This is a genomic window from Saliniferula longa (assembly GCF_050789285.1).
Taxonomy (GTDB): Bacteria; Pseudomonadota; Alphaproteobacteria; order Rhodobacterales; family Rhodobacteraceae; genus CAVPWP01.
On sequence record NZ_JBOUVX010000003.1, the window covers coordinates 325390 to 339575 of the forward strand.

At 67.4% G+C, this 14186-nt stretch carries 13 protein-coding genes; 3 read left to right on the forward strand and 10 right to left on the reverse strand.

What is annotated here, in order from left to right:
* Positions 1 to 18: 18 nt before the first annotated feature.
* Entirely contained in the window at positions 19 to 1989 is a 1971-nt protein-coding gene (locus ACRDNQ_RS14650) for a monovalent cation:proton antiporter-2 (CPA2) family protein (protein ID WP_431829433.1), read from the forward strand.
* 28 nt (positions 1990 to 2017) lie between these two features.
* On the opposite strand, the gene ACRDNQ_RS14655 is transcribed toward ACRDNQ_RS14650, so the two are convergent.
* The 5 genes from ACRDNQ_RS14655 to ACRDNQ_RS14675 form a co-directional block, all read right to left on the reverse strand.
* Positions 2018 to 2527, reverse strand: a complete 510-nt coding sequence (locus ACRDNQ_RS14655) for a CarD family transcriptional regulator (protein WP_431829434.1) — start codon at positions 2525 to 2527, stop codon at positions 2018 to 2020.
* Between the two features lie 293 nt (positions 2528 to 2820).
* Positions 2821 to 3159, reverse strand: coding sequence for a ferredoxin FdxA (gene fdxA, locus ACRDNQ_RS14660; RefSeq protein ID WP_431829435.1), 339 nt, complete (start codon positions 3157 to 3159; stop codon positions 2821 to 2823).
* Positions 3160 to 3292: 133 nt separating this feature from the next.
* Complete coding sequence (locus ACRDNQ_RS14665) at positions 3293 to 3577, reverse strand: RNA-binding S4 domain-containing protein (protein WP_431829799.1); 285 nt, start codon at positions 3575 to 3577, stop codon at positions 3293 to 3295.
* Positions 3574 to 6519 (reverse strand): helicase-related protein, encoded by a 2946-nt coding sequence (locus ACRDNQ_RS14670; protein WP_431829436.1) that lies wholly within the window; start codon positions 6517 to 6519, stop codon positions 3574 to 3576. Before ACRDNQ_RS14670 ends, ACRDNQ_RS14665 begins: the two co-directional genes overlap by 4 nt.
* Positions 6520 to 6598: 79 nt before the next feature.
* Positions 6599 to 7159, reverse strand: coding sequence for a tetratricopeptide repeat protein (locus ACRDNQ_RS14675; protein ID WP_431829437.1), 561 nt, complete (start codon positions 7157 to 7159; stop codon positions 6599 to 6601).
* A gap of 72 nt (positions 7160 to 7231) precedes the next feature.
* Between ACRDNQ_RS14675 and ACRDNQ_RS14680 the strand changes: the two genes are divergently transcribed.
* A complete protein-coding gene (locus ACRDNQ_RS14680) occupies positions 7232 to 7522 on the forward strand; it encodes an SCP2 sterol-binding domain-containing protein (RefSeq protein ID WP_431829438.1) in 291 nt (96 codons plus the stop codon).
* 2 nt (positions 7523 to 7524) lie between these two features.
* Positions 7525 to 8460 carry an alpha/beta fold hydrolase gene (locus ACRDNQ_RS14685; RefSeq protein ID WP_431829439.1) on the forward strand — a complete coding sequence of 312 codons (936 nt, stop codon included), beginning with the start codon at positions 7525 to 7527 and terminating at the stop codon, positions 8458 to 8460.
* Here the strand turns inward: ACRDNQ_RS14685 and ACRDNQ_RS14690 are convergent.
* From ACRDNQ_RS14690 to betA, 5 genes are all read right to left on the reverse strand, one after another.
* Complete coding sequence (locus tag ACRDNQ_RS14690) at positions 8457 to 9182, reverse strand: peptidase (protein ID WP_431829440.1); 726 nt, start codon at positions 9180 to 9182, stop codon at positions 8457 to 8459. The two genes, ACRDNQ_RS14685 and ACRDNQ_RS14690, sit on opposite strands and share 4 nt — an antisense overlap.
* Positions 9183 to 9256: 74 nt before the next feature.
* Positions 9257 to 10075, reverse strand: a complete 819-nt coding sequence (locus ACRDNQ_RS14695) for a transglutaminase family protein (protein ID WP_431829441.1) — start codon at positions 10073 to 10075, stop codon at positions 9257 to 9259.
* Position 10076: 1 nt separating this feature from the next.
* Complete coding sequence (locus tag ACRDNQ_RS14700) at positions 10077 to 11030, reverse strand: alpha-E domain-containing protein (RefSeq protein WP_431829442.1); 954 nt, start codon at positions 11028 to 11030, stop codon at positions 10077 to 10079.
* Positions 11031 to 12455, reverse strand: a complete 1425-nt coding sequence (locus ACRDNQ_RS14705; RefSeq protein WP_431829443.1) for a circularly permuted type 2 ATP-grasp protein — start codon at positions 12453 to 12455, stop codon at positions 11031 to 11033.
* A gap of 80 nt (positions 12456 to 12535) precedes the next feature.
* Positions 12536 to 14185, reverse strand: a complete 1650-nt coding sequence (gene betA, locus ACRDNQ_RS14710) for a choline dehydrogenase (protein ID WP_431829444.1) — start codon at positions 14183 to 14185, stop codon at positions 12536 to 12538.
* Position 14186: the final 1 nt, after the last annotated feature.

Below are 14186 nucleotides of genomic sequence, written 5' to 3' on the forward strand. Positions count from 1 at the left end.
CCATCTGACCGGGGACCGATGGAAACCATTCTGATCGAGGCGACCATCTACCTTGCCGCCGCGGTCTTTGCGGTGCCCATCGCCACGCGCCTTGGGCTGGGGTCGGTGCTGGGCTATCTGCTGGCCGGCATCGCGATCGGGCCGCTGGTCAACCTTGCGGGGTCGGACACCGAGGACATCCAGCATTTCGCCGAGTTCGGCGTGGTGATGATGCTGTTCCTGATCGGGCTTGAGCTGACCCCGCGCAAGCTGTGGGACATGCGCGACAAGCTTCTGGGGCTGGGCGGACTTCAGATCGTCCTGACGATGCTCGCGATCATGGGGTTCGGCCTGTGGCTTGGCTACCCGTGGCAAACGGCGCTGGCGATCGGGATGATCTTCTCGCTGTCGTCGACCGCCATCGTCCTTCAGACGCTGAACGAAAAGCGGCTGATGCAGACACCGGGCGGGCGGGCGTCCTTCTCGGTCCTGCTGACGCAGGACGTGGCGGTCATCCCGATGCTGGCGATCCTGCCGCTTCTGGCGCTGTCGCGACCGGGGCGGACACCGGCGCCCGAGGCGCATGGCGGCGCTGCAGGCGAAGCGGGCGGCGCGGCGGAACTCGCGATCTCGTTCATGCAAAGCCTGCCGGCCTGGGCGGTCACGCTGAGCACGGTCCTTGCAGTGGTCCTGATCGTGCTCTTCGGGCAGTACGCCTCGCGCCCGCTGTTCCAGTTCGTGCACATGGCGCGCCTGCGCGAGCTTTACACGGCCTTCGCGCTGCTCATCGTCTGCCTGATCGCGGCCTCGATGATCCTTGTCGGCCTGTCGCCGGCGCTTGGCACCTTCCTTGCCGGCGTGGCGCTCGCGAACAGCGAATTCCGCCACCAGCTCGAAAGCGATCTCGAGCCGTTCAAGGGTCTTCTGCTGGGGCTTTTCTTCATGACCGTGGGCGCGGGCATCAGCTTTGCCACGCTCCTGTCGAACCCCGGCGGGCTGATCGGGGCGACGCTGGCGATCATGCTGATCAAGGGGCTGATCCTCTACGGACTTGCGGTGCTGTTCCGAGTCCAGGGGCGGGACCGCTGGCTGTTCACCCTGGGCCTGGCCCAGGCGGGCGAGTTCGGGTTCGTGCTGGTCGCCTTCGGGCTTCAGCAAAGCGTGCTGCCCACCGTGCTTGCGGAACGTGCGCTGTTCGTGATCGCGCTGTCGATGCTGCTCACACCGCTGTTCTTCATCGCCTACGATCTTCTGTCGCGCCGCCTGGCCGACGCCGGCGAGACGCCCGAGGCCGACGCCATCGACGACCAGCAGCCGATCATCATCGCCGGGATCGGGCGCTTCGGTCAGGTCGTCAACCGTCTGGTGCAGATGGCGGGCTTCCGCACGATCGTGCTGGACAACGACCTTGCCACGATCCAGCTGATGCGGCGCTTCGGCTTCAAGGGGTTCTTCGGCGATCCGACCCGGCCCGAGCTTCTGCACGCGGCCGGGCTGGCCAAGGCGCAGGTTCTGGTCGTGGCGCTTGACGATCGGGCGGCGGCGGTCCGCCTTGTCAGCTATGCCCGGCGCGAACGGCCGGACCTGCACATCGTCGCGCGCGCCCACGACCGCATCCATTCCTACGAGTTGCGCCGCGCCGGCGCCAACGACGTCGTGCGCGAGATGTTCGATTCAAGCCTGCGCGCGGGACGCTACGTACTTGAGAACATGGGCCTCTCCGAGGCCGAGGCCGCCTCGATGGAGCGCTTCTTCTACCGCAAGGACCGCGAGGCGCTGCGCGAACTGGCCGATCTGTGGCAGCCCGGCGTGCCGGTGGCGGACAACCCCGCCTATATCGCCCGCTCGAAGGAACTGAACGCCGAGCTTGAGGCCGCGCTTGTCGCCTCGCTCGACCCCGGCACGCCCGAACGCGACGGTCCGGCGAAACCCGCGGCCGAGGCCAACGAGGGCGAAGCGCCACCCGAACACGAAACACGCCGCCGCGCAGGGCGCGACGGCGTGTCCTGATCTTCGAAAGGCGCCGCGGGGCGTTGCCTCAGGCCGCGCGGCCCACGAGAACCTCGTCGACCTTTCTCTGGGCCGACATCTCGTCCGAGCCCGACACCGCGGCCACTTCGCGGGTCAGCCGCTCGAGCGCGGCTTCGTAAAGCTGGCGTTCGGAATAGCTCTGCTCGCGCTGGTCGTCGGCGCGGTGCAGGTCGCGCACCACCTCGGCGATGGCGATCAGGTCACCCGAGTTGATCTTCTGCTCATATTCCTGCGCGCGGCGCGACCACATGGCGCGCTTCACGCGGGCCTTGCCCCTTAGCGTCGACATGGCCTTCGACACGATGTCCGGCGATGAGAGCGAGCGCATGCCCACATCGGTCGCCTTGTGCGTCGGGACGCGGAGGGTCATCTTGTCCTTCTCGAACGAGATGACGAACAGTTCCAGCTTGATGCCGGCGATTTCCTGCTCTTCGATGGACATGATCTGGCCCACGCCATGCGCGGGATAGACGACATAGTCGTTCGGGCGGAATTCCGGCTTCTTCGAGTTGCTCATGTGCAGACTTGATCCTTTCATCCCCAGCAACAAGGCGACAAAGTTACGGCGGGGAACCCCTGATTTCCCCGTCGCTGGTCATTGTCATGTCGACTTGTCAGCGCCCGTCAGGACACACGTCGATGCGGGCGGTCGTTTACGTAACAGATATATAGCAAAAGTTGGCCCGAAAATGAAGGGGGCCGTCAGGAACACATAATTTCCGCTGGCGATTCAGTGGGATACAGCCCGAATCGCACTGTGGTTGGGCGGGGTTTTGCCCGGCACCGATTCGCGCCGGTCGCCACGTCCTGTCAGCCGCCCTCTCCCGGCGCCTCCGAGAAGTATTTTTCAAGCTTGCCGTCTTCGCCGTCTCGCGCGTCGGCCTCGGGCAGCGGGTCCTTCTTGGTGATGATCACCGGCCAGGCTTCCGAATACTTCCGGTTGAACTCGACCCATTTTTCCATGTCGGGTTCGGTGTCCGGGCGGATCGCGTCGGCGGGACATTCGGGTTCGCAGACGCCGCAGTCGATGCATTCGTCAGGATGGATGACGAGCATGTTCTCGCCCTCGTAGAAACAGTCGACCGGGCAGACCTCGACGCAGTCGGTGTATTTGCAGGCGATGCAGTTGTCGGTGACGACGTAGGTCATGTCTCTTCTCTCGATTCCGGCGCCTTGCTAGGACAAGCCCGGGCACCGCGCAACCCGTAGCGAACGGTTTGCATTCATCTAAGGCCAAGCCGACCCTCGTCCATGGCCCCGCACCGCGCAACGGGCGAAATCGTCACTCCGGAGCGTCGTCCTCGGTGTAAAGGCCGCGCGCCTCGTCGGCGGGGCCACGGCGGGCCGACAGCGCGGCCACGCGCACCACGCGAACCCCGCCCGGCTGCACCACCGTCAGCACGTCGCCCAGTCGCAGGACCGCACCGGGCTTCTTCACGAGGCGGGCGTTGATGCGGACCTTGCCGGCCTCAACCATTTCGGCGGCAAGGCTGCGGGTGCGAAAGAACCTGGCCTGCCAGAGCCACTTGTCCAGACGGGTGCGCCCTTCGCCCTGCAGCGGGGTCAGTCCTTGGTCCGAAGCCCCATGAGGGCGGCCGCGAAGGGGTTGTCGGGGTCGATCCGGTCCTTCTTCGGCGGTCGTGCCTCGAAGCTGCGCGCGCCCTGCTCCTGGCGGTCGCGCCCGCCGCCCGGCTTGCCCTTGTCGCCACCCTTCGGCTTGCCGCGGCCCTTGGGCTTAGCCCCGCGGCCGTCGGGCTTGGCGCGCGGGCCAGCCTCGGGCTTGCCGCCCTGGTGTGCGCCGTCGCGGCGCGCGGTCCGGTGTCCGCCCCAGGCAAAGGTATAGAAGACCTCGACTTCGACTTCGGCGGCGGTGTCTGCATCAGCGCCGGGCTCTGCGCTTGACGCTGCGCCTGACTCTGCGCCTGACTCTGCGGGCGCCACATCCCGCGCCGCGGCGTCTTCGCCGGCATCGGGCGCGTCCGCAGGCGCTGCGTCGCCGGTGGAGTGCGATGCGTCCGGTGCGTCGGCCTCAAGAGCGGGCGCCTCGGCGACGACCTCATCCCCGGTTTCGGGTACCGTTTCGGACACCGTCTCGGGGGACGTCTCGGACACGGTCTCGGGCGCGGGCCGCGCCTTTTCGCGCTCGCCCCGGGTGGCGCGATAGCCCAGGCCGGTCATCAGCGCGGCGAATTGCTCGAGCGTCAGACCGGTGATCGAAAGCATGTCGGGCGAGGCCTCGAAACCGCCGCGGGTGTCCTTCGCGCGCAGCATGTCGGCAAGCCGTTCCAGCATGTCGATCCGGATCGCCCGTTCGCCGGCCGGGCGATAGCCCGACATCGCGAAGTAGCCCTTGCGCACGGGTTCGATCGCGGGAACGGTCACAAGGCCCGGCGGCGGGCTTTCCGGGAACTCGATCAGCCCCTCGGCCAGCGACCACAGAACGATGCGCAGGCGCGTCGGCGCGGGCTTAAGAAGCGCGGGGATGAAGACGGTGAACTGCCCGAAGCGCACGCCGTGCTTGCGCAGCGCGCCGCGCGCGTCCTGGTCGAGGTCCTTCACCTCGTTCGCCACGCTTTCGCGCGGGATGATGCCGAAGTTCTCGACCATGCGGAAGGCGAAGCCGCGGGCCAGTCCGGTCAGCGTCTCGTCCTTCGACAGCGCCAGAAGCGGCTCGAAGGCGGTGACCACCTTGCGGTCGATGAAATGCTGAAGCCGGCGTTGCACCTTGGCGGCGACATCCGGCCCCGCCTCGTCGTCGACGAAGGCCTCCACCACCGGGCGAAGCGGTTCGGGACCCTTGACCAGCTTGCCCACGGCGTGCGTGCCCCACATCAGCCCGCCCTGCTCGGTGAAGTCGATCTCGGTGTCGGGGGTGTTGTAGAACCGGTCGGCGCGCAGCGTGTATTCCGGCGTCAGGGCGGCCAGCGCGGCGGCGCGCAGCGTGCGCGCCTCGTCCGGGCTTGCCTTCGGATCCTGGCTGAAGCGGAAGCCGTCAAGGCGTCCCACGTGCTGCCCTTCGACGCTGACGTCGCCCTTGTCGTTGACTTCGGCCACAAGGCCCTCCTTCTGTTTCAACCGCCGAAGCAGAACACTGGTCCGCCGGTCGACAAATCTTTGTGTCAGGCGCTCGTGCAGAGCATCCGACAGTCGGTCTTCTACCGCGCGCGTCTCGCCACGCCAATGGCTTTCGTCCCGCGTCCATCCCCGGCGCTGCGCGACGTAGGTCCAGGTGCGGATAAAGGCCAGCCGTTTCGACAAAGTGTCGATGTCGCCATCGACCCGATCGATGCGCGCGATGTGGCGGGCCAGCCAGTCGTCGGGGACCCGTCCGTCCTGATGCAGGAAGCGGAAGATCGCCTCGAGAAGCGAGGCATGCTCGGCATGGCTGATCCCGCGAAAGTCGGGCACCCGGCAGACGTCCCACAGAAGCCGCACGGCGTCGCTGGTCGAGGCGCGGGCCCGCACTTCGGGCAGCGCCGACAGCGCCTGAAGGGCCAGAAGGTCGTCCGCCGCGCGCGCCCGCATCAGCCAGGGATTGTCCGACGCCTCTTCCAGCGCGGCGATCAGGCGGTCGGGCGACCCGAAGTCGAGCTCCGAGTTGCGCCATTGGAGCCGCTTGAGCGGCGTGAAGCGGTGCGTGGTGATCGCCTCGACCACCTCGTCGTCCAGAGGCGGCGCCTCGCCCGTGACGCCGAAGGTGCCGTCGTTCATGTGCCGCCCGGCGCGGCCGGCGATCTGCGCCAGTTCGTTGGGCTCGAGCCGCCGCATCCGGCGACCGTCGAACTTCGACAGGCCGGAGAAGGCGACGTGGTCGATATCGAGGTTGAGGCCCATGCCGATCGCGTCGGTCGCGACGAGGTAATCGACGTCGCCGTTCTGGTACATCGCCACCTGCGCGTTGCGCGTGCGCGGCGAGAGCGCCCCCATGACGACCGCCGCCCCGCCCTTCTGGCGGCGGATGAGTTCGGCGATGGCATAGACGTTTTCCACCGAAAACCCGACGATGGCCGACCTGGGCGGCATCCGGCTTATCTTTTTCGAACCGGAATAGGCCAGGGTCGAGAACCGCTCGCGCCGCAGGAAGACCGCGCCGGGACAGAGCTCCGCGATGGCCCCGCGCATGGTGTCCGAGCCCAGCAGAAGCGTCTCGTGCAGGCCGCGCGCATGCAGCAGACGGTCGGTGAAGACGTGCCCGCGTTCCGGATCGGCGCACAGCTGGATCTCGTCGACGGCCAGGAAATCGGCGCCGATGCCCACGGGCATCGCCTCGACCGTGCAGACCCAGTATTGCGTCCGCTCGGGCACGATCCGCTCTTCCCCGGTGACCAGCGCCACGACCGACGGGCCGCGCAGCGCGACGCAGCGGTCATAGACCTCGCGCGCCAGAAGCCGCAGCGGCAGGCCGATGACGCCGGTGCGATGCGCCAGCATCCGCTCGATGGCGTAGTGCGTCTTGCCGGTGTTGGTGGGGCCGAGGACGGCCGTGACCCGGGCGGGCGGGCGCGACATGGCGGATGTCCCTTTCCTCGGTGACGGTCTGCGCGGTTAAAGCGAATTCCCGAGGGGGCGACAAGGGCCCCGGGACAGGCTAGAGAGACACGCCCTCGACCGATTTCTCGAGGCTCTCGATCGCCTCCTGCGCGCCTTCGGCGTTGGGGTTGAGATCGGCGACCGACCGCCAGACCTCAAGCGCCTGATCCTCCATCCCAAGCTCCTGAAGGATCAGCGCGAGTCCCGAAAGGGCGCCGAAATGCCGGGGGTTGAGTTCCAGCGTCCGGCGGATGTCGGCCAGCGCCTCGCCGTAGTCGCCTTCGCTGTAGAAGGCCATGGCGCGGGCGTTATAGCCTTCCGCGAAATCGGGGGCATGGTCGATCAGGGCCGAGAAATGCTCGATCGCGGCGGCGTTGTCCTCGGCCTCCATCGCCTCGCGGCCGCGGTCCAGAAGAAGGTCCATGGCCGCTGAGCCCGAGCGCGACCACTCGTCCCAGATCTGCGATTCGATCTGCTGGGCGGCTTCGGGATCGGCGGCCTTCAACTGCTCGAAAAGACTGTCGAGCGCGGCCTCGTCCGCACGGGCGGCGGGCGAAAGGCTGCCGATCAGCAGAAATGCCGCAACGACACGTTTGAGATTGGGCAACTTGCCATACATATCAGGGTCAAATGTAACCGGCGCGCCCGAAAAAGCGAGGGGGGCGCCAGTAAATTCCAGGGGAGCGACCTGATGTCCGACGTGATCGACGCCGCTGTGAGCGCGCTGAACGAAAAGCTGGCCGGAAGCGGCTTTGAAGGGGTCGCGAAATTCGTGATCCGCAACGAAGGCGCGATCCTTCTTGACGCCTCGGGCGCGCGGGCCGGCGACGACGCCGCCGACGTCACGATGACGGCCGACACCGACACGTTCCGGGCCATCCTCGCCGGCAACCTGAACCCCACCGCCGCCTTCATGACCGGTCGCCTCAAGGTCGACGGCGACATGGGCGCTGCCCTGCGGCTGGGTTCGGTCCTGTCCTGACGGTGACGCCCGCCCCATTCCATGGCGAGCTTGCCGAAGGGCCGCCGGGGGGCCACGCGCTGTGGCTGACGGCGGACGATGGCGTGCGCCTGCGGGCGGCCTTCTGGCCCTCCGGTTCTGCCGGCACGGTCTTCGTCTTTCCCGGCCGCACCGAAATGGTCGAGAAATACGGCCGCCTCGCCCGGGATCTGGCCGCGCGCGGGTTTTCGACGGTTGCGATCGACTGGCGCGGTCAGGGCCTTGCCGACCGGGTCGGCCGCGATCCGATGATGGGGCATGTCGGTGTCTTCGCGGACTACCAGCGCGACTGGGACGCCGTGCTGGGTGCTGCCCGCACCGCCGGACTGCCGGAGCCCTACTTCGTGATCGGCCATTCGATGGGCGGGGCGATCGCGCTGCGCGCGGTCCTGCGATCCGCCCACCCTTTCGCGGCGGCCGCCTTCAGCGCGCCCATGTGGGGCATCCGGATCGCCCCGCACATGCGGCCTGTGGCCTGGGTCCTGCCACGCACCGCCCGCGCCCTTGGCCGGGCCGAGGTCTATTCCCCCGGCGCGCAGCGTAACAGCTACCTTGCGTCCGCGGCCTTCGAAGGCAACACGCTGACGACCTGCCCCGACCAGTTCGCCTACATGCAGCGCCAGGTCCGCCACGACGAGCGCTTCGCTCTGGGTGGCCCGTCGATTCACTGGCTGCACGAGGCGCTGACCGAGATCGCGGCCTTCCGCCGGATCGAACTGCCCGATCTTCCGGTGCTGACCGGCCTTGGCTCGGGCGACATGGTCGTCGACGGCGGCGCCGTGGCGGCACTGGCGCGGCGCTGGCCGGGCAGCCGGTTCACCGTCTTCGACGGTGCGCGCCACGAGTTGCTGATGGAGCGGGCCGAGGTGCGCGGGCCCTTCCTCGAGGCAGCCGTCGAGTTGTTCGAAAGCGCCGCCTAAAGCGCGATTTCGGCGAAGGACCGCCGCAGCGCGTCCGACCAGGCCGAACTCATGGCCGCGAAGCCGGAGTCGTTCGCTTCGATCCGGCGGCTGTAGGAGGCGCGGCAGGCGTCCTTCTCGATCACCAGAAGGTCCAGCGGCATTCCCACCGACAGGTTCGACCGCAGCGTCGAATCCATCGACAGAAGCACCACCTTCTGCGCGTCCGCCAGCGTCAGGCGCGGGGTCACGACGCGGTCGAGGATGGGTTTGCCGTACTTGTGTTCGCCGATCTGAAGAAAGGGCGTGTCGGCGGTCGCCTCGATGAAGTTGCCTTCGGGATAGATCAGGAACATGCGCATGTCCCCGCCCTTGCGTTGCCCGGCCACGATCATCGTGGCGGTGGCGCTTTGCGCGTTCCGTTCCATCTTCGAGCGCACATCGGCCGAAACCTCGGACAACTCGCGCCCGACCAGCTCGGCCACCTGAAGCATCGTCGGCACGTTCAGCACCGAGGGCGGGCCGTCGGGTTCGGTATGGCTTGCGGCCTCCTGAAGGCGGGCGATCGTGGTCTGGGTCACCGACAGGCTGCCCGCGGTCATGATGGTGACGATGCGTTCGCCCGGGTCCTCGAAGACGAACATCTTGCGGTAGATCGCGATGTTGTCGAGCCCCGCGTTGGTGCGGGTGTCCGACAGCAGCACCATTCCGGCATCCAGAAGAAGCCCCACGCAATAGGTCATGCCCGACTCACTTCGTTTGCTCGATGTCGCAAGACACTATCAGCCGCAGGAGGAAGAGCAATCGACCCCCCCCTCTACTGCGCAGCCTGATTGACGACGACCACGACATCCATGATCTCGTCCCCCAACCCCCGCACCACGCCGCGGATCGGCGCCGCCTCGGCCGCGTCGACACCCGACCCGATGCGGATGTAGCGGTCGTTGGGGCAGATGCGGTTCGACGGATCGAAGCCCACCCACCCCAGATCGGGCAGGAAGATCTCGGACCAGGCGTGCGAGGCCTCCTGCGCGGCCTCGTCCTCGGACGCGAAGAGATAGCCGGTGACATATCGCGCGGGCATGTCCAGCAGCCGCGCCGCCGCGATCAGGGCATGGGAATGGTCCTGGCAGACGCCGTGGCCCAGGGCCAGCGCCTCTGCCGCGGTGGTGCCCTGCTCGGTCTGCCCAGGGGTATAGGCGATGGCGTCGGCGACCGCGTTCATCAGCGCATGCGCCCGGTCAAGCGCGCGATCGGGCGCGATCCCCGCCACCGCGGTTTCGGCCAGGTCGGCCAGCGCCAGATCGGGCCGGGTGACGCGGGTCGAGCGCAGGTAAGCCGCGGGCGGGATCACCTCGCGGTGGCCGCGCAACACGCCGGTCAGATCGACCGTCTCGACCACGCCGCGCACGGTGATATGGGCCTCGGAGATGGGGCCCACGTGCTTGGCCGTCTCGATCCAGTCGCCGGCGCCGTCGCGGAAGGCCGCCCCGCGCATCGCGGGGCCGGTGTCGATCGTCCACTCGACGGCGATCTGCCCGTCGAAAACCGACGGCGTCAGACGAAGCGACTGGATCACGCCCCGCTTGGGCGGGTCGAAGCGGTAGTGCGTGGTGTGATCGACGGTGATCCGCATCCTAGCGCGCCTCGCCGCTGAGGTATTGTTCGTGGATGATCGCCGTCAGCCCGGCCACGGCGTCGATCACGCCGGTCAGGAACTCGTGCAGGCCCACGTCGAAGACATCCTCGACCGTGATCTCGGACAACCGCGCAAGAAGCGCGCGGGACTGCGCCTGCGCGTCGCCCGAGCGGCCATAGCCGCGCGCCAGCGCCTCGAGATGGGTGTTGGCCTCGGTCGCGCAGGTGATCAGAGAGCGCGGCGACTTGGTGTTCAGGATCAGGAAGTCGGCGATCTTCGCGGGCGTGATCTCGCCGCCGTAGGCCCAGTTGAAGGCCCGGTGCGCCGACATCGCCCGCAGGATCGTGCGCCACTGGTAGTTGTCGAGGCCCGAGCCAACGAAATCGACCTGCGGCAGAAGCACGAAATACTTGACGTCCAGAAGCCGCGCCGTGGCATCGGCGCGTTCCAGCGCGTAGCCGATGTGCATGAAGCTCCAGCCGTCGTTGCGCAGCTGCGAATCCTCGATCGCGCCGCGAACCATGGACGAGTTGCGGATCGTCCAGTCGATCAGGTCGTTGACCGACAGCTTCGACCGTTCGGTGCGCCGAAGCTCCTGCATTTCCTGGAACGCGGTGTTGAGGGCGTCCCAGACCTGGCTGGTCAGCGCCGTGCGCACGATCCGCCCGTTTTCCCGCGCGCGCGAAATGCACGAGGCGATCGAGGACGGGTTGTCGAGATCGAAGAACAGGTAGCTTTCGACATTGCGCTGGACCGGGTCGCCGTACTTCCCGACGAAGCCCCCCGCCGTGCCCGAGGCCTGAAGGATCGATTCCCATTCGTTGCGGAACCCGCCGCTGACCGACGGGATCAGCGCGTTCCGGCTGCCCACCTCGAGAAGGCGCGCAATGGTTTCGGCCCGCGCCATGTAGCGGGTGATCCAGAACAGGTTCTCTGCGGTCCGGCTCAGCATCTATTCGGCAAGCACCCAGGTGTCCTTCACGCCGCCGCCCTGCGAGGAGTTGACGACAAGCGAACCTTCGGTCAGCGCCACGCGGGTCAGCCCGCCCGGCACGAGTTCGATCCTTTCGCCCACAAGACAATAGGGGCGCAGGTCGACGTGGCGCGGCGCGATCCCTTCCTCGACGAAGGTCGGCACGGTCGACAGCGCCAGCGTGGGCTGGGCGATATAGTTCTCGGGCGTCGCCATCAGCGTCTTGCGGAAGGATTCGATCTGTTCCTTCGTCGAGCGTGGCCCGACAAGCATCCCGTATCCGCCCGAGCCGTGCACCTCCTTCACGACGAGGTCGCCCAGGTTCGACAGCACATAGCCAAGATCGTCGGTCTTGGCGCATTGCCAGGTCGGGACGTTCTTCAGGATCGGCTCTTCGCCCAGATAGAAGCGCACCATGTCGGGCACGAAGGTATAGATCGCCTTGTCGTCGGCCACCCCCGCCCCCGGCGCCGAGGCGATGGTGACCCCGCCCGAACGATAGACGTTCATCAGGCCGGGCACGCCCAGCATCGAATCGGGGCGGAAGCACAGCGGATCGAGGAAGGCGTCGTCGATCCGGCGATAGATCACGTCGACCTTCTGCGGCCCGCGCGTGGTGCGCATCCAGACGTAATCGCCCTCGACGAACAGATCCGGCCCCTCGACCAGTTCCACGCCCATCATGTCGGCAAGGAAGGAATGTTCGTAATAGGCCGAGTTGTAATGCCCGGGCGTCAGGATTGCGATCGTGGGCTCGCGGTCGCACTTGGGCGGGGCGACCGAGGCCAGCGTGCGCTTGAGAAGCGCGGGATAGCTTTCCACTGGGGCAATCCGGTTCTCGCGGAACAGATGCGGGAACATGCGCATCATGATCTCGCGGTTTTCCAGCATGTAGCTCACGCCCGAGGGGGTGCGGCAGTTGTCCTCGAGCACGAAGAATTCGTCGGCGCCCGTGCGCACAAGGTCGATGCCGACGATATGGCTGAAGACCCCGCGCGGCGGCTTCACGCCCATCACGGCGGGCTCGAAGGCCTCGTTCTGGTAGACAAGCTTCGCGGGCACGCGGCCTGCCCGAATGATCTCGCCCCGGCCGTAGACGTCCATCAGGAAGGCGTTGAGCGCCCGGGCCCTTTGCTTGATCCCGCGTTCAAGCTTGCGCCATTCGTCGAAGGCGAAGATGCGGGGGAACATGTCGAAGGGGATCAGCCGGTCGGGGTCGCCGCCTTCGCCATAGACGGCGAAGGTGATGCCGATGCGGCGGAACAGGGCCTCGGCCTCGGATTGCTTGAGGCTGCGCAGTTCCACCGGCATGTTCGCCGCCCAGGCTTCGATGCCGGCATAGGGCGGCCGCACGCGGTCGCCTTCGAACATCTCGTTGAAATAGGCCGGTTTCGACTGTCCCATGCGACAGACTTAGCAAGCCTGGCGAGGGAGAGGGAAGCGGGTAGCCGCACGAAACGCCACACTGCCTAAAAAAGCGGCAATCAACGCTGGGAATTCCGCCAGTCCGGGTGAATCCACGGCTCGACGTTCATCGGCGGCAATGGCGGGCGGCCAAGGATGTGGTCCGCCATCTTCTCGCCCACCATGATCGCGGGGGCGTTGAGATTGCCGTTGGTGATGCGCGGGAAGACCGAGGTGTCGACCACCCGCAGCGCGTCGACGCCGATCACCCGGCCTTCGGGATCGACCACCGCCATCGGGTCGGTCGCGGCGCCCATCCGGGTGGTGCCGCAGGGGTGATAGGCGCTTTCGGCATGGTCGCGCACGAAGGCGTCTATGTCGGCATCGCTGGTGACGTCGGTGCCGGGCTGGATCTCGCGCTTGACGAAGGGCTTGAAGGCCTCTTGCGCGAAGAGCTCGCGCGTCAGCCGGATCGCCTTGCGGAATTCGGCCCAGTCGTCGGGATGCGACATGTAGTTGAACCGGATCGAGGGCGCGGCGGCCGGATCGGGCGCGCTCAGGCGCACCTCGCCCCGGCTTTTCGACCGCATCGGCCCGACATGGGCCTGGAACCCGTGCCCTTCGGCCGCGACCTTGCCGTCATAGCGCACCGCGATCGGCAGGAAATGGTACTGGATGTCGGGATAGTCGACGCCCGCTGCACTGCGGATGAAGCCCACCGTCTCAAGGTTGTTCGACGCGCCCGGCCCGGTCCGCGTGAACAGCCAGCGCGCGCCCACCCAGGCCTTTCCCGGCAGATTCCAGTACTTGAAAAGCGTGACCGGCTGAAGCGAGGCGATCTGGAAATAGACCTCGAGGTGGTCCTGAAGGTTCGACCCGACCCCGGGACGGTCGGCAATCACGTCAAGCCCGTGGGACTGAAGATGCGCGCCGGGGCCAATGCCCGACAGCATCAGCAGCTTGGGCGTGTTGATCGACGAGGCGGCAAGGATGACCTCGGCACGCGCGCGGATCGTCTCGACCCGCCCGCCCCGGTCGATCTCGACTCCGGTAGCGCGGCCCTGCTCGACCAGCACGCGGCGCGCCAGCCCGCGCACCAGCGTGCAGTTCGGGCCCCGAAGCGCCGGCTTGAGATAGGCCGCTGCCGCCGACCAGCGCCGACCCTGCCAGACGGTCTGCTCCATGGCGCCGAAGCCTTCCTGGTGAAGGCCGTTGTAATCCTCGGTCACGGGATAGCCCGCCTGCCTGCCGGCCTCGAGGAAGGCCGCGTGCAGCGGGTTGTCGCGCGGCCCCCGCGTGACGTGCAGCGGTCCGCCCTGCCCCCGCACCGGCGAGGCGTCGCCGCCGTGCCAATCCTCCATCCGGCGGAAGTAGGGCAGCACGTCGGCATAGCCCCAGCCGGCCGCGCCCTGGTCACGCCAGTGGTCGAAGTCGCGCGCGTGACCGCGCACATAGACCATCCCGTTGATCGAGGACGACCCCCCGATCACCTTGCCGCGCGGCACGACAAGGCGGCGACCGCCCAGGTTCGGCTCGGGCTCGCTCTGCAAGCCCCAGTCGTAGCGCGCCATGTTCATCGGATAGGACAGCGCGCCGGGCATCTGGATAAAGGGGCCCGCGTCGCTGCCGCCGTACTCGACGACGATCACCGACCGCCCGGCCTCGGACAGCCGAAAGGCCACGGCGCAGCCCGCCGAGCCGGCGCCCACGATGACGTAATCGGCTTCCATT

Coding starts and splice junctions, on each gene's coding strand:
- ACRDNQ_RS14650 (WP_431829433.1), top strand. CDS start 19: ATGGAAACCATTCTGATCGAGGCGACCATCTACCTTGCCGCCGCGGTC.
- ACRDNQ_RS14655 (WP_431829434.1), bottom strand. CDS start 2,527: ATGAGCAACTCGAAGAAGCCGGAATTCCGCCCGAACGACTATGTCGTC.
- fdxA (WP_431829435.1), bottom strand. CDS start 3,159: ATGACCTACGTCGTCACCGACAACTGCATCGCCTGCAAATACACCGAC.
- ACRDNQ_RS14670 (WP_431829436.1), bottom strand. CDS start 6,519: ATGTCGCGCCCGCCCGCCCGGGTCACGGCCGTCCTCGGCCCCACCAAC.
- ACRDNQ_RS14675 (WP_431829437.1), bottom strand. CDS start 7,159: ATGTATGGCAAGTTGCCCAATCTCAAACGTGTCGTTGCGGCATTTCTG.
- ACRDNQ_RS14680 (WP_431829438.1), top strand. CDS start 7,232: ATGTCCGACGTGATCGACGCCGCTGTGAGCGCGCTGAACGAAAAGCTG.
- ACRDNQ_RS14690 (WP_431829440.1), bottom strand. CDS start 9,182: ATGACCTATTGCGTGGGGCTTCTTCTGGATGCCGGAATGGTGCTGCTG.
- ACRDNQ_RS14695 (WP_431829441.1), bottom strand. CDS start 10,075: ATGCGGATCACCGTCGATCACACCACGCACTACCGCTTCGACCCGCCC.
- ACRDNQ_RS14700 (WP_431829442.1), bottom strand. CDS start 11,030: ATGCTGAGCCGGACCGCAGAGAACCTGTTCTGGATCACCCGCTACATG.
- ACRDNQ_RS14705 (WP_431829443.1), bottom strand. CDS start 12,455: ATGGGACAGTCGAAACCGGCCTATTTCAACGAGATGTTCGAAGGCGAC.
- betA (WP_431829444.1), bottom strand. CDS start 14,185: ATGGAAGCCGATTACGTCATCGTGGGCGCCGGCTCGGCGGGCTGCGCC.